Source organism: Pseudomonas sp. Irchel s3f19 (genome assembly GCF_900187555.1).
Taxonomy (GTDB): domain Bacteria; phylum Pseudomonadota; class Gammaproteobacteria; order Pseudomonadales; family Pseudomonadaceae; genus Aquipseudomonas; species Aquipseudomonas capeferrum.
On sequence record NZ_FYDW01000001.1, the window covers coordinates 732,402 to 754,694 of the forward strand.

At 62.1% G+C, this 22,293-nt stretch carries 17 protein-coding genes; 9 read left to right on the plus strand and 8 right to left on the minus strand.

Annotation, left to right across the window (positions count from 1 at the left end; translation table 11 throughout):
- Window positions 1-76 precede the first annotated feature (76 nt).
- Window positions 77-862, minus strand: coding sequence for an ABC transporter substrate-binding protein (locus CKW22_RS03335; RefSeq protein ID WP_033699573.1), 786 nt, complete (start codon window positions 860-862; stop codon window positions 77-79).
- Window positions 863-1,361: 499 nt separating this feature from the next.
- Window positions 1,362-3,323 (minus strand): acetate--CoA ligase, encoded by a 1,962-nt coding sequence (gene acs, locus CKW22_RS03340; protein ID WP_033699574.1) that lies wholly within the window; start codon window positions 3,321-3,323, stop codon window positions 1,362-1,364.
- 32 nt (window positions 3,324-3,355) lie between these two features.
- On the opposite strand from acs, the gene CKW22_RS27210 reads away from it, so the two are divergent.
- Both CKW22_RS27210 and CKW22_RS03345 read left to right on the plus strand, forming a co-directional pair.
- Complete coding sequence (locus CKW22_RS27210) at window positions 3,356-3,613, plus strand: hypothetical protein (protein WP_143500693.1); 258 nt, start codon at window positions 3,356-3,358, stop codon at window positions 3,611-3,613.
- 116 nt (window positions 3,614-3,729) lie between these two features.
- Complete coding sequence (locus tag CKW22_RS03345; protein ID WP_095063748.1) at window positions 3,730-3,984, plus strand: DUF2790 domain-containing protein; 255 nt, start codon at window positions 3,730-3,732, stop codon at window positions 3,982-3,984.
- Between the two features lie 80 nt (window positions 3,985-4,064).
- Here the strand turns inward: CKW22_RS03345 and CKW22_RS03350 are convergent, their stop codons facing one another.
- Window positions 4,065-5,624, minus strand: coding sequence for a sigma-54-dependent phenylalanine hydroxylase transcriptional regulator PhhR (locus CKW22_RS03350; protein WP_033699577.1), 1,560 nt, complete (start codon window positions 5,622-5,624; stop codon window positions 4,065-4,067).
- 251 nt (window positions 5,625-5,875) lie between these two features.
- Here CKW22_RS03350 and phhA point away from each other — a divergent pair, with 251 nt between their 5' ends.
- The 6 genes from phhA to CKW22_RS03375 all read left to right on the plus strand — a co-directional run bounded on the left by phhA (window position 5,876) and on the right by CKW22_RS03375 (window position 13,076).
- Complete coding sequence (phhA, locus tag CKW22_RS03355) at window positions 5,876-6,664, plus strand: phenylalanine 4-monooxygenase (RefSeq protein WP_095063749.1); 789 nt, start codon at window positions 5,876-5,878, stop codon at window positions 6,662-6,664.
- 37 nt (window positions 6,665-6,701) lie between these two features.
- A complete protein-coding gene (locus CKW22_RS03360; protein ID WP_033699581.1) occupies window positions 6,702-7,058 on the plus strand; it encodes a 4a-hydroxytetrahydrobiopterin dehydratase in 357 nt (118 codons plus the stop codon).
- A gap of 232 nt (window positions 7,059-7,290) precedes the next feature.
- On the plus strand, window positions 7,291-7,419 hold the full coding sequence (locus tag CKW22_RS27750; protein ID WP_077068497.1) for a hypothetical protein: 129 nt from the start codon (window positions 7,291-7,293) through the stop codon (window positions 7,417-7,419).
- A 151-nt stretch (window positions 7,420-7,570) separates the two neighbouring features.
- Window positions 7,571-8,191 carry a hypothetical protein gene (locus CKW22_RS03365; RefSeq protein ID WP_095063750.1) on the plus strand — a complete coding sequence of 207 codons (621 nt, stop codon included), beginning with the start codon at window positions 7,571-7,573 and terminating at the stop codon, window positions 8,189-8,191.
- 90 nt (window positions 8,192-8,281) lie between these two features.
- Window positions 8,282-11,770 (plus strand): deaminase domain-containing protein, encoded by a 3,489-nt coding sequence (locus tag CKW22_RS03370; RefSeq protein WP_143500695.1) that lies wholly within the window; start codon window positions 8,282-8,284, stop codon window positions 11,768-11,770.
- A 103-nt stretch (window positions 11,771-11,873) separates the two neighbouring features.
- The gene (locus CKW22_RS03375) at window positions 11,874-13,076 is read left to right on the plus strand and encodes an MFS transporter (protein WP_047583456.1); all 1,203 of its coding nucleotides are present in this window, start codon (window positions 11,874-11,876) and stop codon (window positions 13,074-13,076) included.
- Window positions 13,077-13,135: 59 nt separating this feature from the next.
- Here CKW22_RS03375 and CKW22_RS03380 read toward each other — a convergent pair whose 3' ends face one another.
- Window positions 13,136-16,156: an FAD-binding and (Fe-S)-binding domain-containing protein gene (locus tag CKW22_RS03380; RefSeq protein ID WP_095063752.1), complete on the minus strand. Its 3,021-nt coding sequence runs from the start codon at window positions 16,154-16,156 to the stop codon at window positions 13,136-13,138.
- Window positions 16,157-16,307: 151 nt separating this feature from the next.
- Here CKW22_RS03380 and CKW22_RS03385 point away from each other — a divergent pair, with 151 nt between their 5' ends.
- Window positions 16,308-17,192 carry a LysR substrate-binding domain-containing protein gene (locus CKW22_RS03385; protein WP_033699588.1) on the plus strand — a complete coding sequence of 295 codons (885 nt, stop codon included), beginning with the start codon at window positions 16,308-16,310 and terminating at the stop codon, window positions 17,190-17,192.
- A 78-nt stretch (window positions 17,193-17,270) separates the two neighbouring features.
- On the opposite strand, the gene CKW22_RS03390 is transcribed toward CKW22_RS03385, so the two are convergent.
- From CKW22_RS03390 to CKW22_RS03405, 4 genes are all read right to left on the minus strand, one after another.
- Window positions 17,271-18,692: an amino acid permease gene (locus tag CKW22_RS03390; protein WP_077068546.1), complete on the minus strand. Its 1,422-nt coding sequence runs from the start codon at window positions 18,690-18,692 to the stop codon at window positions 17,271-17,273.
- A 642-nt stretch (window positions 18,693-19,334) separates the two neighbouring features.
- A complete protein-coding gene (gene rluB, locus CKW22_RS03395) occupies window positions 19,335-20,465 on the minus strand; it encodes a 23S rRNA pseudouridine(2605) synthase RluB (RefSeq protein ID WP_033699590.1) in 1,131 nt (376 codons plus the stop codon).
- A 275-nt stretch (window positions 20,466-20,740) separates the two neighbouring features.
- Window positions 20,741-21,526: an SMC-Scp complex subunit ScpB gene (gene scpB, locus CKW22_RS03400; protein ID WP_033699591.1), complete on the minus strand. Its 786-nt coding sequence runs from the start codon at window positions 21,524-21,526 to the stop codon at window positions 20,741-20,743.
- Complete coding sequence (locus CKW22_RS03405) at window positions 21,513-22,271, minus strand: ScpA family protein (RefSeq protein ID WP_162181148.1); 759 nt, start codon at window positions 22,269-22,271, stop codon at window positions 21,513-21,515. The genes scpB and CKW22_RS03405 overlap by 14 nt, the downstream gene beginning before the upstream one ends.
- Window positions 22,272-22,293 lie beyond the last annotated feature (22 nt).

The window sequence follows — 22,293 nt, forward strand, 5'->3', positions numbered from 1 at the left end:
GACCTAAAGAATGAAAAATGGTGCAAACCTCAGAGCCTCTGCTGTTTGCACCATTGCACAGGTGAAACCCGACGTCTTAGTTCGAGTCTGGACCGTAGATGTCGAAGTTGAAGTACTTCTTCTCGATTTCTTTGTACTTGCCATTGGCACGGATGGCGTCGATGGCCGCGTTGATGCGGTCGACGTTGGCCTTGTCACCCTTGCGCACGGCAATGCCGATGCCGTCGCCGAAGTACTTGGCGTCGGTGAACGCTGGGCCAACGAAGGCGAAGCCTTTGCCTGCGTCAGTTTTCAGGAAGCCGTCTTCCAGCAGGGTGGCGTCAGCCACCGTGCCATCGAGGCGGCCGGCAGCCACATCCAGGTAGATTTCGTTCTGGGTGCCGTAAGGAACCACGGTGGCACCTTTGGCGCCCAGCACTTCCTTGGCGAAGCGGTCATGGATCGAGCCGCGCTGCACGCCGATCTTCTTGCCCTGCAGTTCGCCCAGGCTGTCGCTGACCGTGGTGCCTTCCTTCATCACCAGGCGTGCTGGGGTCAGGTAGTAGCGGTTGGTGAAGTCGACCGACTTCTTGCGGTCTTCGGTAATCGACATGGACGACAGAATCGCGTCGATCTTGCGCACCTTCAGTGCCGGGATCAGGCCGTCGAACTCTTGCTCGACCCAGGTGCACTTGGCTTTCATCTCTTCACACAGGGCATTGCCGATGTCGTAGTCGAAACCGGCAATGCTGCCGTCGGGCTGCTTGAAGGCAAAGGGTGGGTAGGCGGCTTCGATACCGATTTTCAATGGTTTTTCATCGGCCTGCGACACAAGGGAAAACACGGACAGCGCCAGGGCGCCAAGCAGTGCGAGCTTCTTCATCAGGTAACTCCATCGGTACGGGGCAATACAAGGCAGGTAACGGCTGCCCGATATGCGAATGGGTACAACGCGAGCCGCGCAGGGTCGGTCGGAGACCACGAGCGAGTGAGTGGCATTTTAACGACAGCCCGGTAGTCGATATTTCTTCAAAGCGACAACTACTTACAGAAGCGCTTGAAACCGCTGCGGGCGATGTTGACAGCCATTGCAAGATATGCAAGAGCGCAAGAATTAGAACCCATTGAACTAGCAAATACTGGGCCTATTATTGGCAAAGCCTTGTGTCACGGCAAGTGCAGCGTACCACCCAGGCAAAAATGCCTGCAAAAATGCACCGAAAGTGGGCCGAACTGTTTCCTCGCGCCCCGTTTGCGATCACCCAAGGTGACAGAAGAGTTACCGATGAATGTCGGGTAACAGTAAAGCAAAAACCCCGCCGGTTGCCCGAGCGGGGTTTTTATCAGGGCCTGAGGGGGGGCGTGCTACAACCCCCTGCGCATCACGCCGAAGCCAGGTTCATCGCTTTGTGCGTGTCGATCAGATGCTGCACCACACCCGGGTCGGCCAGGGTCGAGATATCCCCCAATGAGCCGTACTCCGCCGTGGCGATCTTGCGCAGGATACGCCGCATGATCTTGCCCGAGCGGGTCTTCGGCAGCCCAGGCGCCCACTGGATCACGTCCGGCGAAGCAATCGGCCCGATCTCCTTGCGCACCCAGTTTTTCAGCTCCAGGCGCAGTTGCTCGCTGGGCTCCACGCCGGCATTGAGGGTGACATAGACATAGATGCCCTGCCCCTTGATGTCGTGCGGCACACCCACCACGGCCGCCTCGGCAACCTTGGCGTGGGCAACCATGGCACTTTCGATTTCGGCAGTGCCCATGCGGTGGCCGGACACGTTGAGCACGTCATCCACACGGCCGGTGATCCAGTAGTAACCATCCTCGTCGCGGCGCGCGCCGTCACCGGTGAAGTACATGCCACGGAAGGTCTTGAAGTAGGTGTCGACGAAACGGTCGTGATCGCCATACAGCGAACGCGACTGGCCCGGCCAGGAATCGAGGATCACCAGGTTGCCTTCGGCGGCGCCATCAATGAGGTTGCCCAGGTTGTCCACCAGCGCCGGCACCACACCGAAGAACGGACGGGTTGCCGAACCCGGCTTGAGGCCGGTGGCGCCTGGCAACGGGCTGATCAGGATGCCGCCAGTTTCGGTCTGCCACCAGGTATCGACGATCGGGCAACGCTCTTTGCCGACCGCCTTGTAGTACCAGTTCCATGCCTCGGGGTTGATTGGCTCGCCGACCGAACCCAGCAGGCGCAGGCTGGAACCATCGGCGCCGTCAACGGCCGCCTGCCCTTCGGCCATCATGGCGCGAATCGCGGTAGGCGCGGTGTAGAGGATGTTGACCTTGTGCTTGTCGATGATTTTCGACACCCGGGTGATGTCCGGGTAGTTCGGCACACCCTCGAACAGCAAGGTGGTTGCGCCGTTGGCCAGCGGGCCGTAGACGATGTAGCTGTGGCCGGTGACCCAGCCCACGTCTGCGGTGCACCAGTAGACCTCACCCGGGCGGTAGTCGAACACCCGCTCATGGGTCAGCGCGGCATACACCAGGTAACCCCCCGTGGTGTGCAGCACGCCCTTGGGCTTGCCGGTGGAGCCGGAGGTATAAAGGATGAACAGCGCTTCCTCGGCACCCATTTCTTTCGGCGCGCAGTGGCTGGAAGCCACTTTCATCAGGTCTTCGTACCAGATGTCGCGGTGCTGGTGCCAGGCAATCTCGCCACCGGTGCGCTTGCACACGATGATCTTCTGCACACTGTTGGTTTCAGGGTTGGTCAGGGCCAGGTCGACGTTGCCCTTGAGCGGGGTACGACGGCCGCCGCGCAAACCTTCGTCGGCGGTGATCACCACCTTGGACTTGCAGTCGATGATTCGGCCGGCCAGCGCCTCGGGGGAGAAGCCGCCGAATACCACCGAGTGGATTGCACCGATGCGGGCACAGGCCAGCATGGCGACCACGGCCTCGGGGATCATCGGCATGTAGATGGTCACCACGTCGCCGCGGTGCACGTCCTGGCCACGCAAGGCGTTGGCAAACTTGCAGACCTGCTCGTGGAGCTCGCGGTAGGTGATGTTGCGGTGCTCGGAAGGGTCATCGCCCTCCCAGATGATCGCCAACTGGTCGCCACGCTCTTCAAGGTGACGGTCCAGGCAGTTGGAGGAAACGTTCAGAGTGCCATCGGCAAACCACTTGATATCGACATGGTGGTCATCGAAGGAGGTCTGCTTGACCTTGGTAAACGGCTTGATCCAGTCCAGACGCTGGGCCTGCTCGCGCCAGAAGCCGTCCGGGTTGATCACCGATTGCTGGTACATGGCCTTGTAGGTGGCCTCGTCGGTCAGGGTAGTGGCCGCAACCTCGGGACGAACGGGATACAGTGGAGCCGCACTCATCTGTGTTACCTCGGTGTAATAGTTGTTTTTGTATGGAACCGTTTGTAACTGTACCAGAGCGACAAAAGCCATTCGACGTTGGTAGTAAAGCGGCCGAATTTGGTACTGACGTACGAGCAGAGCGCTCTAGCTCGCGGCTCGTAGCCCTGGCCCGAAAAAAGCAGGGTGCTTTTGGGGTGATTGTTACAGATTCTGTCAAAACACTTTATCAAAAGGCCTACTGTTTCAGCGCAAGCCGCCCCCCTAAAATTCATCTCGCCAACAACGGCAAGGCGATTAACTTCTGGTAACAGCCCCCACGAAGGCAAGCGTTAATCCCCCTCTACTTCGATAGTTAAAACCCGCAGCACGTGCGGCGTTACACACGCCGCGCACCCCCTCACGACCTTAGACAGGTAAATAGAAAATGAAAGCTTTACTGGTATTGGTACTTGGCAGTCTTTGCGGCGCGGCAATGGCCGGCGAAGCAAACGATGCCGAGCAGATTCCGGTTGAACAGTACAGATATTCGCAGCACCTGGACATTGCCCGCGTCATCTCCATGAGCGAAGTGCCCAACGTCTGTGAAGTCGTGCCCGCCCGCATGACCTACGAGGACTCCAAGGGCCAGACGCACATTCTTGAATACCGCGTGATGGGGAATGGCTGCTCTAACGGCTAACCCTTGAGATCAGGGCCCCGCTGGGGCCCTTCGCGGGTAAACCCGCTGCCACACGCCATTCAAACTTACATCGACGACTATTATTCTGGCGTCTTGCCCAGCGAATAATCGCGCAACTTGTTGGCAATGGTCGTGTGCGAAACACCCAATCGTTTGCCCAATGCGCGGCTACTTGTAAATTCCCCCATCAAACTTTCCAGTACGGCCTTTTCAAAGCGCCCGACAATCTGCGAAAGGTCCCCTTCCAGGGAAAACTCCCCCAGCGGTTGACGCACGCCATAATCCGGCAAACGAATATGCTCGCTTTTAACCACGCCGCCTTCACATAACGAAACCGCCTGGAACAATACGTTTTCCAGTTGCCGTACATTACCGGGCCAGTGGTACTGGCTGAGTTTATCCATCGCTGCCGGCAGTAGGCGTGGCAACGCACAGCCAATTTGTCGGCTGGCCTGATCGAGAAAGTGCTGCACCAGCCCTTCCAGCCCATCCATGCACTCACGCAAGGGCGGGATGTGCAAAGACAACACATTGAGGCGGTGATACAGGTCCTGGCGGAACTCGCCGCGTGCGCACAACTCGGACAAGTCCACCTGGGTCGCGCAAATGACCCGCACATCCAGGTACACCTCTTCATCACTGCCTACCCGGCGAAAGCAACCGTCCTGCAGAAAACGCAGCAGCTTTACCTGCAGCCGCGGGCTCATCTCCCCGACCCCATCGAGAAACAGCGTACCGCCAGCCGTCAACTCCAGCAGCCCCAGCTTGCCTTCGGCCCGCGCCCCTTCGAAGGCACCCGGGCCGTAGCCGAACAGCTCGGTCTCGGCCATCGACTCGGGCAACCCCGCGCAATTGAGCGCCATCAGCGGCGACTGCCCACGCGGGCTGGCCAAGTGGCAGGCGCGCGCCAGCAGCTCTTTACCGGTGCCCGTCTCGCCTTCGATCAGCAAGGGTGCATCCAGGGGCGCCATGCGCCGCGCCTCACGCACCACCGCCGCCATCACCCGCGAGCTCTGGAAGATACTGTCAAAGCCGCGCAACTCCTGCTTGCGCACGTTATAGATGCGCTCACCGATACGGTCGGCGCGGTGCAAAGTCAGCACCGCGCCGGCCAGCGCCTCGCTGTCGTCATGCTCGGATTGCAACGGCGCGATATCGGCGAGAAACACGTCGCCCTTGACCTTGACCCGCAAACCATTGATGCGCGACTTGTTGGCCCGCACCAGTTCGGGCAGGTCGAAGTCTTCGACATAACGCGCCAGCGGCATGCCCGGCACCTCATCGACCCGCACCCCGAGCAACTGCGCCGCCGTGCGGTTGGCGGCAACGATGCTGCCGCCCATGTCGATCGACAGCACGGGGAAGTCCAACGCGCCCAGTAACGCATTCAGTTCCATGTGCCGACGCTCACTGGGCATCAGCCCCACGCGCTTGACGCCGAACACTCCGGCAATGGCCTCGAATTTCGGCCGCAGGGCCTGGAACTGCAGGTTGATCAGGTTCGGGCAGTGCAGGTAGATGGCATTGCCATGATCCCCCCCCACCTCGCCGCGCAGCACGTTGATGCCGTACTCCACCAACAGGTTGAGGATGTCGCGAAGGATGCCGATGCGGTTCTGGCAATGCACTTTGATACGCATGAGAGCTCTCTAAGCGCCGATGTTTTTCACCTGGGCGCGGAAAATTCGTAAAGATAAGCTGACAAAAACAGGTAAACCATCAGCCCTATGCCCCGGATTTTCCGTCACTCGCGTCGTTTTGTAAAATTTTCGTTACGAATAGCCGCCAACCCATCACCTGACAGAAGCACGCGCCCCGGTGCAAATTGCCGGATGAGGGGATATTCCTAGGGTAAGCACATAACAAGAAAAGCCCTCACCAGGAGAGCCACATGAAACAGACGCAATACGTGGCACGCGAGCCCGATGCGCATGGTTTTATCGACTACCCGCAGCAAGAGCATGCGGTGTGGAATACGCTGATCACCCGTCAGCTGAAAGTCATCGAAGGCCGTGCGTGCCAGGAATACCTGGACGGCATCGACCAGCTCAAGCTGCCCCACGACCGCATCCCGCAACTGGGCGAGGTCAACAAGGTGCTGGGCGCCACCACTGGCTGGCAGGTCGCCCGCGTACCGGCACTGATCCCCTTCCAGACCTTCTTCGAATTGCTGGCCAGCAAGCGCTTCCCGGTTGCCACGTTCATCCGCACCCCGCAAGAACTGGACTACCTGCAGGAACCGGACATCTTCCACGAGATCTTCGGCCACTGCCCGCTGCTGACCAACCCCTGGTTCGCCGAGTTCACCCACACCTATGGCAAACTCGGCCTGGCCGCGAGCAAAGAGCAGCGCGTGTACCTGGCACGCCTGTACTGGATGACTATCGAGTTCGGCCTGATGGAGACCCCGCAAGGTCAGAAGATCTATGGCGGCGGCATCCTTTCCTCGCCGAAAGAAACGGTCTACAGCCTGTCGAATGAACCGGAACACCAGGCGTTCGACCCGATAGGGGCGATGCGCACGCCGTACCGCATCGACATCCTGCAGCCGCTGTATTTCGTCTTGCCCAACCTCAAGCGGCTGTTCGACCTGGCCCATGAAGACATCATGGGCATGGTTCAGCAGGCCATGCAGCTGGGCCTGCACGCCCCCAAGTTTCCACCCAAGGTTGCTGCCTGAAGCCACCCTGATAACAACTCGAACCGGAAAAGTAATCATGAATGCCTTGAACCAAGCCCATTGCGAAGCCTGCCGCGCCGATGCACCGAAAGTCAGCGACGAGGAACTGGCGGAGCTGATTCGCGAAATCCCGGACTGGAACATCGAAGTGCGCGACGGCCACATGGAGCTGGAGCGCGTGTTCAAGTTCAAGAACTTCAAGCATGCCCTGGACTTTACCAACGCCGTGGGTGCAATCGCTGAAGCCGAAGGCCATCACCCTGGCCTGCTGACCGAGTGGGGCAAAGTCACCGTGACCTGGTGGAGCCACTCGATCAAGGGCCTGCACCGCAACGACTTCATCATGTGCGCGCGTACCGACAAGGTTGCCGAGTCGGCTGAAGGCCGCAAGTAACACCTGAAGACGGGGCCGCTGTGCCCCCCCTATACGGCGTTCCGGCGCGAAGGGGGGCACAGCGGCCCCGTTTTTTTTGTAGGACAAATGTCCGTTATTCGCCCGTAAACCCGACAAGCGAACGGGAAAAAGTTCAAACTGTCATCCAGACTGCTGTATCCTGCCCCAGCTTTCCGAAGCCCTAAACGCGCCTGGCGCAGCCTTTTCACTCACACTTGCGAGGAACGACGAGATGCATGAAATCCCGAATCTTCCCTTCCCAAGCCTGAACCCAGAAGAGCAAACCGTTTCCGTCCACGCCGAGCCGACGCCTGCCGTCGACCAGGATGGTGACGATCAATCCAGCGCTGATCAGGAATAAACCGCGCATCACAACTGTGTGAAAACGGCTGACCTGCGGGCCACCGCGGTCAACACGTTTTCACACCGTTCAGCCTCAGGCAGTAGCCTGCTACCCCCCGCTCACCTGCCAGGCTATGCATCGTTGCGGCTCCCTTACCGGAGATTGCACCATGCATTCACCCTCCCCCGCTCCCGACGAGTACCGCCGCCGCATAGAGGCGATCACTGCCCAGGACATCCTGCTGGCGAATGATACGTCCGGCCCCCTCGACCTGAAGACTTCGCTGAGCCTGCACTTTGACCGGGCATTCGACTTCGACGACCTGTTTCCGCGTCAGCTCCAGGACCATGAGTTGCGCAAGGCCCTGAACCAGGCATTTGCCAGCCAGGCAGCCGCGAGCCACCTCAACGCCTTTTTCAAACGCCCGCCAGCCACACCCTTGGCCACCGGCGAGTGTGCCTATTTTTTCAGAACCTTGGTGGCACGGGCACTTCCCGACGACCTTACTGGCCCATCGGGTGCCGCTGCCTATCAAAGCTGCAGCCTGGCCCAGACACTCTGGGCCAGGCACCTTTGCCACAAGCGCCGTGACGCCTTCCTCATGGCGACCCTGCTGCTTCACAACGACCTGCCCGACGAGGCCCCGCCACCCCTTGCGCCGGTAACGACAGTGGAACTGGCGCATGCCCTGGACCTCAATGCCTTGTCACACCACCTGCTGGCCACCCCGGCAGGCACCAACCCAGCCGAGCACCTTTTCGCGACACTTGAGGCAGACGTCTACTACTAGGGGCTGCGCTATCGCCCCCCGACCCTGCGTGAACGCGAAGCCGGCCATGAGCCCAACCAATACGGCAAAGTCACCTTGCCGGGTGCAGCATTGAATGCCCCCGTCGCCCATGTACTGGATGCATTGCTGCACGCCCAAGCTTTCAGCCAGTGGGCCGCTCGCCTGGCACAAGCCCTGCAATTGCCCGAGGCAATCAACAGCCGTGACCTTGCCGAGCAGGCCATGACCGATTGGCTCTACCCACCGCATGCGCGACGTGCCGGCTATGTATTGGACTTCGAACTGTTCAACCCGCAGAACCAGAGGCTGCCCTATGCCGACATACGCCTGGACCTGACCAACAGTGTGCAGGCAAGCCTCGGCTGCCGCCCCGCCGTTGCTGAACTGGCCGCCGAGTTACTGCTGCGCCATTTCGCCCCCGAACTGCTGCTCGACGACACCCCCACAGCGATACCTTATCGACCCGACCTGAACTGGGCCATTCTGCGCCAAGGGGTCATGCTGCTGCGCGACCTGCAGCGCCCGCTGAGCCATGAACAGGCAGAGCAGATACTCAGCCAGACCGTCGAAGACTCCGCTGGCAGCAGTGAAGCCCTGCGCGACACGCTCGCCCAGTGGGGGCCGCTGCAAGGTCACATCGCGTACATGCCGCCGTGGTCGGCCCAGCAATGGCGCACGGTCTACGATCACTACCTGATTGCCTGGGATGTGGCGCAACTGCAGCAGCGGCCAGACCGCATTGCCGAAGCGTGCAGGTTGCTGGAGGCGGCCAACATCGACCCGGCCGGGCACAATGCCGATGGCCAGCTTCACCTTGAAGCGTATCTCGATCTACAAACCCGCTACAGCGCGAAAGGCCTACCAGACGTCACGCAATGGTTCGAAGAGGCATTTGACCGCTGGCTGGCCTCAGCCCGAATACTCCATGAAGGCCTGATGCAACGGCTGCTCAGGCATCTACCGGAAGATTATCTGCAGGCACTGCGCGAAGGCCCGTGGACCTGTTACGCCGCGACCTGGCCACGTTATCGGCAACCTGACCCGGTCCCGCCCTATGGTGACAGCCCCGAGGAACACTGGCAGCAAGAGGTAGGCACACTGGGCATGCTGGTTTTGTTGCAAGGTGAACACGACCACACGTTGCTGGAACTGTTCCCGCAGCGCTTGACATGGCACGAGCGCGCCATCCCCTCGGCTGCCGCCCACCGCCTCTCGGACATCGTGACACTGCCCTATCAGGCCTATAACGAAGCGCCCCCTACCTGGGATGTCGCCACGTTCCATTCCAGCCTGAGCACCATCATCCAAGCGCCGGCGCAGCACAGACTGGAGGCTCTGACCAACGCCTACGTCCAATACGTCGGGCTAGGTAACAGCGCAGCGTTGCATGCCGTCAGCAAAGGCGCCACGCGACACGAGGCATTTCTTGCCGAAAAGCGCCAAACCAGCAACTGGGGTTACCTGTGGAAGCTGATCAAACACACTGTGCCGGGGGCTGCGTGCATCGATGCCCAGAACGGGCAAGATGCAGTGAGTTGCATACTGGACCTGGCAGCCGGCGCAGGCTCGGCAACCCGTGCGATCCGCCGCGCAGCCAACCCACTGGCGCGCCTGTCCGCTGCCAACAGCCAAGCCGCTCAGGCGATGCGCCTAGGGCTGGTCAAATCAGCCAGGCGCTGGTCCGAGTTATCCGAATTGCCGCCTGCGGTTTATGCCCGAACCGTTGGGCCCAGGCGCTGGCACAGTCAGCCTGAACTTCCCACTCATGCCACTTGGCCGGACAACTTCAGGCTCGATCAGCCGCCCCCGCCCGGCCTGACCCCCGGCCAGTTCATGCGCGACCGCCTGACACCGCCGGATGCACCTTTGGCGTGGCAAGGCCATCCCCGCCCCCTGTCAATTGCCAGGAGCGATGGCCACGTGGATACACTCATCAACGGCGCTATCTATCGCCATCACCCCGGCGAACTCAGCAACACGCTTCGCCGCATCGACAACCAGAAGTTGTCGTCTGCACCTGCCCCAACCCTGCAAAACGCGCCGTACCGTAACGAAGGTGACAGGCATATCGCCTTGAGCTTCTCCCCGGCCGCCAACGAAGCGCATACCCCCCTGTTCGGCCAGCAGGTAAGCCATGCTTTCCAGCATGTGCGTATCGAGCCTGCGCCCATACGCATGCACGGAGGCGACAGCCGGTTTGACGCCTGGACACAGGCCATGGTGCATGAGGGCAAGGTGGTGAACTACACCGGCCAGTCGTCCAAACCGCTCGCCCCGATAAAGGCACTGGAGGCTCGGGTTCGCCTGGGCATCATCACCCCCCCGGTTTACCACCGACGCATCACTGCCGACCCTTTGGCGGAATTCTGGTTTGGCTTGCCCGAAACGTTTTCAGCCGCCCAAGTGCAACTGATCGCCCGCGTCTGCCCACCGGTGCGCCTGGGCGGGCTGGCCAGAACCGTGCCCGACCGCCGCACGTTGAGGGCGGCAATCATCGCGTGGCAAAGCCGCGACTGGATAATCGTCGAGGCCGATGTCGGCGTCTTCTATGCAGCGCAGTGGGTGATATCGCCCTGGCAAGCACGCCAGTTGAACGCGCTTGCAGCCGGTACATTGCGGCCAGGTGACCTGCCCACGCCACCCTCCAGCACGCGACAAACCCTGTCGCGGGTGTGCGACGACAAGATGATCGAACGTTATCTGCAGGTCAGCGAAACCTACCGGATCGTCGCGACTCGCCCCAATCTGCAGCGTGACATCGACAACCTGACCGCCCTCCTGCGCGACTGGCTTGAACACAGCCGCGCCAGCCACCCGCCCGCGCCCAGCGTGTTCAAGGAAGTACTCGATGCCGCCGAGGCGCGCATGCTGCCGGAATACGCCAAGAGCATTCTCACGGCTCCCACCGCCCAGGATGCCCTCACCGGTGTCGCCAAGCTCAACCTGGCAGGTCTGAACCGGGAAATCATTCCCGCCTGGCGGCCACTGCGCCAAGCCGCGCTGACTGAGCAGGATCACGTAGCCCTTGTCCTCAACACCTTGCTGCCCGCCACCGGCACCGACGCACCCTTCATGCCGATGAGCGTGGCCGAACTACTCAGCGAAGCTGGCGCGCTGCAACTTCGCCGACACTTGCCTGGTGCTAACCTGGCTTTCGCCACCGCGACACTGGAAGATGGCAGCCGCCGGGTCTACTTTTCGCTGTCCGGTGGCTGGAAAAACCGCAAGGTAGGCATACCAACACCGCCAGCCGAACCGCACACACGCGTGACCTACATCGATGCACGCGCGCGCATGGAGGGCCAGCCACCGTCCCCCCGCTTTACTGAGCTGCCCACATTGCGTCGCCCCGACCACTTGAATATCGTCGAGCATCATAGGCACCTGGACTCCGAACGCTTGATCGCCACAGTGCTCAACGACGACCTGCTTGCCACGCACGCCAGCGTGCGCAGCATCGACGTCTTCACCCTGTTCAGTACCTGCCGCTCATGCGGAGGCTACGTGCTGCCGCGGCTGCGACTGGACTACGGCAAGGCATCCTTCAGTGTCAGCTGGCTGGTGGACTACAAGGAGTAACCGTGCGCCGTGGGCAGGCTTGTTCATCAAAGACCTGCCCACAGGCCGGGCCAGGGTGGATATGATTACACCGTTCTCGCCCGTCTAGCCCAATGGATCTGCCATGCCCGCCAAATCCACGTCACACCTTGCGATCACCGCGCAGGTGGTGTCCATCGTCCTTTTCACGTTCATCGGCTACCTGAATATCGGCATCCCCCTGGCCGTGCTGCCGGGTTATGTGCATAACGACCTGGGCTTCAGCACCGTGATCGCCGGCCTGGTGATCAGTGTGCAGTACCTGGCCACATTGCTCAGCCGCCCTACGGCCAGCCGCATCATCGATAACCTCGGCAGCAAGAAGGCAGTGATGTACGGCTTGGCCGGATGCGGGCTCAGCGGCGTATTCATGCTGGCCTGCGCCTTCCTCACCCACTTGCCCTGGCTGAGTTTGACCTGCCTGCTGGTCGGCCGCCTGGTGCTGGGCAGCGCCGAAAGCCTGGTGGGTTCTGGCGCGATTGGTTGGGGGATCGGCCGAGTTGGCGCCGAAAACACGGCCAAGGTGATTTCCTGGAACGGCATCGCCAGCTACGGCGCGCTGGCCATCGGCGCCCCACTGGGTGTGCTGATGGTCAAGAGCCTGGGGCTGTGGAGCATGGGCGCAAGCATCATCCTGTTGTGCGTGCTCGGCCTGCTGCTGGCCTGGCCGAAGCGCGCCGCGCCAGTGGTCAGCGGGGTGCGCCTGCCGTTCCTGCGGGTGCTGGGCAAAGTGTTCCCGCATGGCTCGGGGCTGGCACTGGGCTCGATCGGCTTTGGCACCATCGCCACCTTCATCACCCTGTACTACGCCAGCCGTGGCTGGGCGAATGCGGCACTGACCCTGAGCCTGTTCGGGGCCAGTTTCATCTGTGCGCGGCTGCTGTTCGGCAACCTGATCAACCGGCTGGGCGGCTTCAGGGTGGCGATCGCCTGCCTGGCGGTGGAGACGCTTGGCCTGCTGATGCTGTGGCTGGCGCCCAGCGCCGAGCTGGCATTGGCCGGGGCGGCGCTCAGTGGTTTTGGCTTCTCGCTGGTGTTCCCGGCACTAGGGGTCGAGGCGGTGAACCAGGTGTCGGCGGCCAACCGCGGGGCGGCGGTAGGTGCGTATTCGCTGTTCATCGATTTGTCGCTGGGCATTACCGGGCCGTTGGTGGGCGCGGTGGCGGCGGGGTTCGGGTTTGCTTCGATGTTCTTGTTTGCGGCGGGGGCTTCGGGGTGCGGGCTGGTGTTGAGCCTGTACCTGTATCGGCAGGCGCGACATGGCCGCAAACAGGCCCAGGATGCTTGAGCTTGCAAGGCCTGGACTGCCCTCTTCGCGGGTAACACCGCGAAGAGGGCCTTACAGGTTTACCGCTGTGCGCACTGCAACACCACTTCCAGCGGATGACGCATCTGCCGCTCGGTCATGCGCTTGACCTGGCTGCGGCACGAGTAACCTGTCGCCAGCGCCTCGCCTTCCTTGTCCAGCTTGGTCGCCCAGGACTGCTCGAAGATGGTCCGTGAAGTCGCCTGGTTACGCGCTTCATGCCCGTAGGTGCCGGACATGCCGCAGCAACCGGTAGCCTCGGTCACCAGCTTCAGGCCCAGGCGTGCGAACACCTGCTCCCACTGCCGGGTGCTGGCCGGTACGTTGGTTTTCTCGGTGCAGTGGGCCATCAAGCGGAAATTGCCGGGTGCGGTCGGCGCCTGCTCGGGCAGCACATCCATCAGCCACTCCTGCGGCAACAGTACGTTCGGGCAGCCTTCCAGGCCCGGCACCTTCTGGTACTCCTGGCGGTACACCAGGGTCATGGCCGGGTCCAGCCCCACCAGCGGCACGCCGCAATCGGCCAGGGCCTTGAGCTGGGTACCGTTGCGGATCGCCGCCTTGGCGAAGGCCCCCAGGAAGCCCTGCACATGCAAGGGCTTGCCGTTGGCACTGTATGGCGCCAGGAATACCCGGTGGCCCAGGCGGTGAGCCAGGTCGATGAAGGCAGCCAGCAGCGGCGTCTCGAAGTAACGGGTGAAGGCATCCTGCACCAGCACGATGCTGCGCTCACGCTGGGCCGGCGTCAGCTCGCGCAGGGCCGGCACACTGGCCACGCCGACGCGGCAGCGGGTCAAGGTGGCCTGGAAGTTGAAACGGCTGATCAACGGGCTGTCGACCATGCCGACCTTGTCGGCCAGCAGCCTGCTGACCCACTTCGAGCCCATTACCGCGTTGTACAGCCCCGGCGCATGCGCCAGGTACGGGATGGTGAACTCCAGCGAGCCAATCAGGTAATCACGCAGCGGGCGCTGGTAGCGGCCGTGGTAGAGCTCGAGGAAACGCGAGCGGAAGTCCGGCACATTGACCTTGATTGGGCACTGCCCCGCGCACGACTTGCACGCCAGGCAACCGGCCATGGCATCGTAGACCTCGTGCGAGAAGTCTGCCTGCCCCTGGTCGCGCCCGCGGTTGTTGCGCAGCCGCGCCGGCAGGCCCTTGAGCCAGGACACCTTGTTGCGCGCTGCCGCCAGTACATCGATATCCGCTGCACCTTGCAGGCGCAACCATTCACGCATCAACGAGGCACGGCCCTTGGGTGAGTGCTGACGCTCACGGGTGGCCTTCCACGACGGGCACATGGCGTCGTTGGGGTCGTAGTTGTAGCAGGCGCCGTTGCCGTTGCAGTGCACGGCGCTGCTGAAGTTCTGCCAGACGCGCTCGTCGATGGTGCGGTCGAGGTCACCGCGCAAGGTCACGCCATCGACCTTGGTCAGGCCTTCGGCGCTGTCTGGCGGTGTGCAGATCTTGCCGGGGTTGAGCTGGTTGCGTGGGTCGAATGCACCCTTGAGGCGCTGCAACGCCGGGTACAGTTCGCCAAAGTAATCGGGCACGTACTCCGAACGCAGGCCCTTGCCGTGCTCACCCCAAAGCAGCCCGCCATAGCGCTGGGTCAGTGCCGCCACGGCATCGGAAATCGGCTTGACCAGTGCGGCCTGAGCCGGGTCTTTCATGTCCAGCGCCGGGCGCACGTGCAGCACGCCGGCGTCGACGTGGCCGAACATGCCATAGGCCAGGCCATGGCCGTCGAGCAGCGCGCGGAAGTCGGCAATATAGTCGGCCAGTTGCTCTGGCGGTACTGCCGTGTCTTCGACGAATGGCTGCGGGCGCACCTCGCCCTCGACGTTGCCAAGCAGGCCCACCGAGCGTTTGCGCATGGTGTAGACGCGGGTGACGGCCTCGGCGCCCTCGGCCAGGGTGTGCCCAAGGCGCTCGACGCTGGTATCGCTTTGCAGGTGCTGGATGAACGCCTGCACCCGCGCATTGACCTCGTCAGGCTGATCGCCACAGAACTCCACCAGGTTGATACCCAAGGTCGGGCGCTCGGGGTCGGCGGGGAAATATTCGGCGACGCTGTGCCAGACGATGTCCTTCATCGCCAGCATCAGTACCTTGGAGTCGACGGTTTCGATCGACAAGGGTTTGTGCGCCATCAAGGCATTGGCGTCACGCAGGGCATCCATGAAGCTGGTGTAGCGGACGTTGACCAGTACCGCGTATTTCGGGATCGGCAGTACATTGAGCTTGGCTTCGACCACGTAACCCAGCGACCCTTCGGCACCGCACAGCACGCTGTTGAGGTTGAAGCGCCCCTGCTCGTCGCGCAGGTGCGCCAGGTCGTAACCGGTCAGGCAGCGGTTGAGCTTGGGGAAGGTGCTTTCGATCAGCTCGGCCTGGGTTTCCTGGATTTCGCGGGCCACCCGATAGACTTCGCCAACCCGCCCCGGCGCGGCGCAGGCCTGGTCCAGCGCGGCGTCATCGATGGGCAGGCTGTGCAGGCGTTCGCCGCCGAGCAGTACGCTGTGCAATTCGAGCACGTGATCGCGGGTCTTGCCGTAGGTGCAGCTGCCCTGGCCGCTGGCGTCGGTGTTGATCATGCCGCCGACCGTGGCGCGGTTGGAGGTGGACAGTTCAGGCGCGAAGAACAGCCCATGGGGCTTGAGCGCGGCATTGAGCTGGTCCTTGACCACACCGGCCTGGACCCGTACCCAACGCTGTTCGACGTTGATTTCGAGGATGCTGTTCATGTGCCGCGACAGGTCGACTACGATGCCGTCGGTCAGCGACTGGCCGTTGGTGCCGGTGCCGCCGCCACGCGGGGTCAGCTTGACCTGCGCAAAGCGCGCCTCTCCCATCAGAGCGGCGACCCGCGCCACGTCATCGGCGTCACGCGGGAACACCGCCGCCTGGGGCAGGCGCTGGTAAATCGAGTTGTCGGTGGCCAGCACCGTACGGGTAGCGTAATCGGCACTGATCTGGCCACGGAAGCCGCTGTTGCGCAGGGCTTCGAGGAATTCTGGGTAGTTCGCGGACGGTGCACTGGTCGGCAGCTGGGCGATCATCGAAGGATGGCCTCTTGATATGGGCTAATTCACGGAAATCCTGTCACGCCGGCATGAGTCGTTTCACACCTGATGACGAATAGGTCAATGTTCCTGTACTTTCGCGCCAGGGGCAAACGGATAATCCTGCCGCTATCGATGACTTTTATGAATGAATTACCGCCACCTGACACCGTCCATGTCACTGCTGCTGGCATTCGAAGCCGCCGCGCGGCATGAAAGCTACACCCGCGCCGCCGCCGAACTGTCACTGACCCAGAGCGCCGTCAGTCGCCAGGTGCAGGCGCTGGAGCAGCAATTGGGGCTGACGCTGTTTCGCCGCGAGGGCCGCCAGGTGCAATTGACCGACGTCGGCCGGCTGTACCAGCGCGAGCTGAGCGAGGCATTGGGGCGCATCCGCAGCGCCACGCTGCAGGCGCTGGCCTACCAGTCGGGCGTCGGCACGCTGCGCTTGGCCACCCTGCCCACCTTCGGCTCGAAATGGTTGCTGCCGCGGCTGCATGCGTTCTACAGCGCCCACCCGGGCATGTTGGTGCATATCCATTCACGGATCGAAGCGATCAACTTCGACACCAGCGAGATTGATGCGGCCATCGGGGTGGCGAGCCACGACCTGCCAGGGCTGATCTGCCACCGCCTGCATGCCGAGGAGCTGCTGGTGATCCTGCCGCCAGAGGCAGCCGTCGACCCGCATGGCTGGAGCCCCGCCCGGGTTAGCGAGGAAGTGCTGCTCAATGTCGCCAACAACCCGCATGCCTGGGGCGAGTGGTTCTCGCATCACCAGCTGCCGCACCGGGCGATGCGCCTGGGGCCGAGTTTCGAGCTGACCTCACACCTGATCCAGGCGGTGCGGGCCGGCATCGGCATTGGCCTGGTGCCGCGGATTCTGGTGCAAGAGGAGCTGGCCAAGGGCGAGCTGTTCAGCCCCGGCGCAGCATTTGCCAGCCAGCGCAGCTATTACCTGATCTACCCGCCGCGCAATGAAGCGCTGCCGTCGTTGCGGGCGTTTCGCAGCTGGTTGCTCGAGCAGATCTGAGTTTTTGACTGCTTTATTGGCAACAAAAAACCCGATGCCAATGACCTGACATCGGGTTTGCGTTATCGCCTGCAGCGCTTACTTGGCAACAGTACCGGCAGCGGTGCCATTGGCCTGTGCATCACGCTTGGGCTTGAGGATGTAGAAGATGAACATCACCAACAACCACACCGGGATCGCATACACCGAAATATTGATACCCGGAATCTGCAGCATGATGCCGAGGATCAGCACCACGAACGCCAGGCAGAGGTAGTTGCCGTAGGGGTACCACAGCGCCTTGAACAGCGGCTTCTGGCCAGTGCGGTCGAGGTGCTGGCGGAATTTCAGGTGCGAGTAGCTGATCATCGCCCAGTTGATCACCAAGGTCGCCACGACCAGCGACATCAACAGCTCCAGCGCATTCTGCGGAATGAAGTAGTTGAGCAGCACTGCAATCAGGGTCACCGCAGCCGACACCAGGATCGACCGCACCGGCACACCGCGCTTGTCGACCTTGGCCAGGGCCGCCGGGGCGTCACCTTGCTCGGCCATGCCCAGCAGCATGCGGGCGTTGCAGTAGGTACCGCTGTTGTACACCGACAGCGCTGCGGTCAGGACCACGAAGTTCAGCAGGTGGGCGGCCACATCGCTACCCAGCAGGGAGAACACCTGAACGAACGGGCTGCTGCCGTAGCTGCCGCCAGAGGCGTCGATGCTGGCGACCAGGTTGTCCCACGGGGTCAGCGACAGCAGCACGACCAGCGCACCGATGTAGAAGATCAGGATGCGGTAGATGACCTGGTTGATGGCCTTGGGAATCACGGTCCTCGGCTTGTCGGCCTCGGCTGCGGTGAAGCCGAGCATTTCCAGGCCACCGAAGGAGAACATGATGAACGCCAACGCCATCACCAGGCCGCTGACGCCATGCGGGAAGAAGCCGCCGTGCGCCCACAGGTTGGTAACCGACGCCTCGGGGCCACCGCTACCGCTGGTCAGCAGGTACGCACCCAGGCCGATCATGCCGACGATGGCCACGACCTTGATGATGGCGAACCAGAATTCTGCCTCGCCGAAGACTTTCACGTTCATCAGGTTGATGAAGTTGATCAGCAGGAAGAAGCCCGCCGCCGTGACCCAGGTCGGGATCTCTGGCCACCAGTAGTGGATGTACTTGCCGACCGCCGTCAGCTCCGACATGCCCACCAGGATGTACAGCACCCAACAGTTCCAGCCCGACATGAAGCCGGCGAAGCCGCCCCAGTACTTGTGGGCAAAGTGGCTGAACGAACCGGCCACCGGCTCTTCGACGATCATCTCGCCCAGCTGGCGCATGATCATGAAGGCGATGAAGCCGCAGATGGCATAGCCAAGAATCATCGACGGGCCGGCGGATTTCATCACGCCTGCCGAACCCAGGAACAGGCCGGTACCAATCGCTCCGCCGAGGGCGATCAACTGGATATGGCGGTTCTTCAGGCCCCGCTTTAGCTCGCCTGAATGCATGTTTTGTCCACTCATGAACGAAGTCACCTGCATTGTTTTTATCTGTGACGAAATCGGACCCACCGCGCTCGTGGCGCAGCGGAATGGGCAAGGTGGTTACCTTGGGTTTCTTGAACGCGGGCGCCGCCAGGGCGGGTCAGCCGGGTGTGATCAAGAGTGCGCGGTACGCAAGAGGGTCACAGGTAAAACGCGGCGCACTGTATACCCCTGCAAGCGCGCAGGCGTCAACGCGTTGCGTCATTTCCCCGGGGAAAAACGCAGCGTTCCTGTGGTGAAAGCCTTGAAAGGCGAAGTGATCGGCGTACATGGCGCCTCCATTTGTTGTTTTGTCAGCACGCCTCTCTGGGCGGGCTTTTGCACACGGCAATGGCCGCTATATCAGCGTGCGGCGGGGGTTTGGGCAATAGGGGGAGTGAGCGACAGGGGTGCCTCGCCGCGCGGGTGCGGCAAGTTATGTTTACACAGGTAGGGGAAATCTAAATTCAGGGCGTATTTTGCCTGCATCCGTATAAATTTCTTTACAGGTCGGTTTGAAAACTTGCCAGTCATCAGAAAAATTCTTTTTGTTCAATATCTTGGCGACAGCCTAAGGTGCCCCCGCTGAATCCAAAGCAAAAAAAACCAGCCCGGAGGCTGGTTCTTATCTAGCGCTGCAGATCAACCGCGCGGCTTGCCGCGACCACGGCCTGCCGGCTTGTCGCCGTCTGGCTTGGCGGTACGCTTGCGCATCTCGCTCGGGCGCTCGGCCACCGCGCTGCCACGGTTGCCTTTACGCGCGTCGTCACGCGACTGGCGCGCAGGGCGCTCACCGGTGGTATCACGCGGTTGGCGGGCTGGGCGCTCACCAGCGCTGTCACGCGGTTGGCGTGCTGGGCGCTCGGTAGCCCCTTCGCTGGCAGGGCGCAGGTTGCGCACGCGCTCGCCACGGCCCATCGGACGGCTCGACTTGCGCTGCATGCGCTCCATCTTGTCCTTGGCCTTGAGGTTCAAGGTCGGCAGCGCAACTGGCTGCAGGCCCACTTCAGCGGCCAGGATGTCGATTTCACCCTGGGTCATTTCCCGCCAGCGGCCCATCGGCAGGTCCGAGTTGAGGAACACCGGGCCGAAGCGCACGCGCTTCAGGCGGCTGACCACCATGCCCTGCGACTCCCACAGGCGACGCACTTCACGGTTACGGCCTTCCATCACCACGCAGTGGTACCAGTGGTTGAAGCCTTCGCCGCCCGGTGCCTTCTGGATGTCGGTGAACTTGGCCGGGCCGTCTTCGAGCATCACGCCAGCCTTGAGGCGATCGAGCATCTCGTCGTCGACCTCGCCCCGCACACGTACCGCGTACTCACGGTCCATCTCGTAGGAAGGGTGCATCAGGCGGTTGGCCAACTCACCGTCGGTGGTGAACAGCAACAGGCCGGTGGTGTTGATGTCCAGGCGGCCGATGTTGATCCAGCGCCCTTCTTTCGGCCGCGGCAGGCGGTCGAACACCGTCGGGCGGCCTTCCGGGTCGTCACGGGTGCAGATCTCGCCGTCGGGCTTGTTGTACATGATTACCCGGCGGGTGGCCTCGGCGGCTTCTTCGCGCTTGATCAGCTTGCCATCGACAGCGATGGCGTCGTGCAGGTCGACGCGCTGGCCGAGGGTGGCGGCCACGCCATTGACCTTGATGCGGCCCTGGCTGATCCAGGCCTCGACGTCACGGCGCGAACCGACGCCAATGCGCGCCAGTACTTTCTGCAGCTTTTCGCCGGATGGAGGGGTAATTTCGGTGTTTTGCAGGTCTTGCTCACTCATCTGGGCACCTCCCGGTGTAGGAATGAAAAAGGGGTCTTGGCGACGAACGCGCCAAAGGGCCGCGCATCATACGCGGTTAGTATCAGGAACGCACTCGAGCGTAGTGGGTTTTGCGGGGGCCGGCAGGGTTTTCTGCCCAGTGGTTTTGCGCTGTCAGTGCGGGCCTCTTCGCGGGGCAAGCCCGCTCCCACCGGTTTGTGGGCTCTGACGGTGAGCGGCCAACCTGTAGGAGCGGGCTTGCCCCCGCGAAGAGGCCGGTACTGCCAGCATAAGCCTCAGGTCTGCAACTTGCCCTCGTCCTCCAGTGAAGCCTCGGGTTCAACCACGTCCTCTTCTTCACGCAAATCATCGAAATCGGTCTTCAGCCCCTCTTCCATCGCATCCAGCTCCACCAGCAGGCTGCGGAAGCTGGTCTCATCCTTCGGCACCTCGGCCTCGGCTTCGCCCTCGCCAAGGCTGGCATCGGCCAGCGCCTGCAGGTGCGCAGGTACTGGCGCGTCATCTGGGTCGAGCAACGGCTCCGGTTCCATCTCGCGCAGTTCGGCCAATGCCGGCAGCTCCTCAAGGCTCTTGAGATTGAAGTGGTCGAGAAATGCCTTGGTGGTGGCGAACATCGCCGGCCGCCCCGGCACTTCGCGATAACCCACGATGCGAATCCACTCGCGCTCCATCAAGGTCTTGATGATATTGCTGTTCACCGCCACGCCGCGCACGTCCTCGATCTCGCCACGGGTGATGGGCTGGCGGTAGGCAATCAGCGCCATGGTTTCGAGCAGCGCACGGGAATAGCGCTGCGGCCGCTCCTCCCACAGGCGCCCAACCCAAGGGGCAAAGGTTTCGCGGATCTGCAGGCGATAGCCGGTGGCTACTTCCTTGAGCTCGAAGGCACGCCCGCTGCAGGACTTGCCGAGCACTTCCAGGGCCTTCTTGAACACCTTGGGCTCCGGGCGCTCGGCCTCCTCGAACAGCTCGTACAAGCGCTCAAGGGATTGCGGCTTGCCCGAAGCGAGCAAAAAAGCTTCGATCAGCGACGCCAGGTCGCGGGGTTCATTCAGGTTCATCAGGTTCTTCAACAAACTCGGCGCGAAGCCGGACGTGGATCGCGGCGAAAGGCTCATTCTGCACCAGTTCGACCAGTGATTCCTTCACCAGCTCAAGAATCGCCATGAACGTCACCACCACGCCCAACTTGCCCTCTTCTGCACCGAACAGCTCGACGAAGGGCACGAAGGCCCCGCCCTTGAGGCGTTCGAGTACTTGGCTCATGCGCTCACGGGTAGACAGCGTTTCGCGGGTGATCTGGTGGCTTTCGAACAGGTCATTGCGGCGCATCACCTCGGCCATCGATACCAGCAGCTCCTCCAGGCTCACCTGGGGCAGCAGCTTGCGCACTTTGGCCTGCGGTGCTTCCAGGCGCGGCACGACAATGTCGCGACCCACCCGTGGCAGTGTATCGATCCCTTCTGCAGCGGCCTTGAAGCGCTCGTATTCCTGCAAGCGGCGGATCAGCTCGGCGCGCGGGTCGCCCTCTTCCTCCTCGATCTCGGCCGAGCGGGGCAGCAACATGCGCGACTTGATCTCGGCCAGCATGGCCGCCATGACCAGGTACTCGGCTGCCAGTTCCAGGCGCACGCTCTTCATCAGCTCGACATAGCCCATGTACTGGCGGGTGATCTCCGCCACCGGGATGTCGAGGATATCGATGTTCTGCTTGCGGATCAGGTACAGCAGCAGGTCCAGCGGGCCTTCGAACGCCTCGAGAATGACTTCAAGCGCATCCGGCGGGATGTACAGGTCTACCGGCATCTCGGTCAGGGCTTCGCCATAG

Bases quoted from the DNA above. Each gene is read 5' to 3' on its own strand.
- CKW22_RS03335 (WP_033699573.1), bottom strand. From the start codon at position 862: ATGAAGAAGCTCGCACTGCTTGGCGCCCTGGCGCTGTCCGTGTTTTCC.
- acs (WP_033699574.1), bottom strand. From the start codon at position 3,323: ATGAGTGCGGCTCCACTGTATCCCGTTCGTCCCGAGGTTGCGGCCACT.
- CKW22_RS27210 (WP_143500693.1), top strand. From the start codon at position 3,356: ATGGAACCGTTTGTAACTGTACCAGAGCGACAAAAGCCATTCGACGTT.
- CKW22_RS03345 (WP_095063748.1), top strand. From the start codon at position 3,730: ATGAAAGCTTTACTGGTATTGGTACTTGGCAGTCTTTGCGGCGCGGCA.
- CKW22_RS03350 (WP_033699577.1), bottom strand. From the start codon at position 5,624: ATGCGTATCAAAGTGCATTGCCAGAACCGCATCGGCATCCTTCGCGAC.
- phhA (WP_095063749.1), top strand. From the start codon at position 5,876: ATGAAACAGACGCAATACGTGGCACGCGAGCCCGATGCGCATGGTTTT.
- CKW22_RS03360 (WP_033699581.1), top strand. From the start codon at position 6,702: ATGAATGCCTTGAACCAAGCCCATTGCGAAGCCTGCCGCGCCGATGCA.
- CKW22_RS27750 (WP_077068497.1), top strand. From the start codon at position 7,291: ATGCATGAAATCCCGAATCTTCCCTTCCCAAGCCTGAACCCAGAAGAG.
- CKW22_RS03365 (WP_095063750.1), top strand. From the start codon at position 7,571: ATGCATTCACCCTCCCCCGCTCCCGACGAGTACCGCCGCCGCATAGAG.
- CKW22_RS03375 (WP_047583456.1), top strand. From the start codon at position 11,874: ATGCCCGCCAAATCCACGTCACACCTTGCGATCACCGCGCAGGTGGTG.
- CKW22_RS03380 (WP_095063752.1), bottom strand. From the start codon at position 16,156: ATGATCGCCCAGCTGCCGACCAGTGCACCGTCCGCGAACTACCCAGAA.
- CKW22_RS03385 (WP_033699588.1), top strand. From the start codon at position 16,308: ATGAATTACCGCCACCTGACACCGTCCATGTCACTGCTGCTGGCATTC.
- CKW22_RS03390 (WP_077068546.1), bottom strand. From the start codon at position 18,692: ATGAGTGGACAAAACATGCATTCAGGCGAGCTAAAGCGGGGCCTGAAG.
- rluB (WP_033699590.1), bottom strand. From the start codon at position 20,465: ATGAGTGAGCAAGACCTGCAAAACACCGAAATTACCCCTCCATCCGGC.
- scpB (WP_033699591.1), bottom strand. From the start codon at position 21,526: ATGAACCTGAATGAACCCCGCGACCTGGCGTCGCTGATCGAAGCTTTT.
- CKW22_RS03405 (WP_162181148.1), bottom strand. From the start codon at position 22,271: ATGCCGGTAGACCTGTACATCCCGCCGGATGCGCTTGAAGTCATTCTC.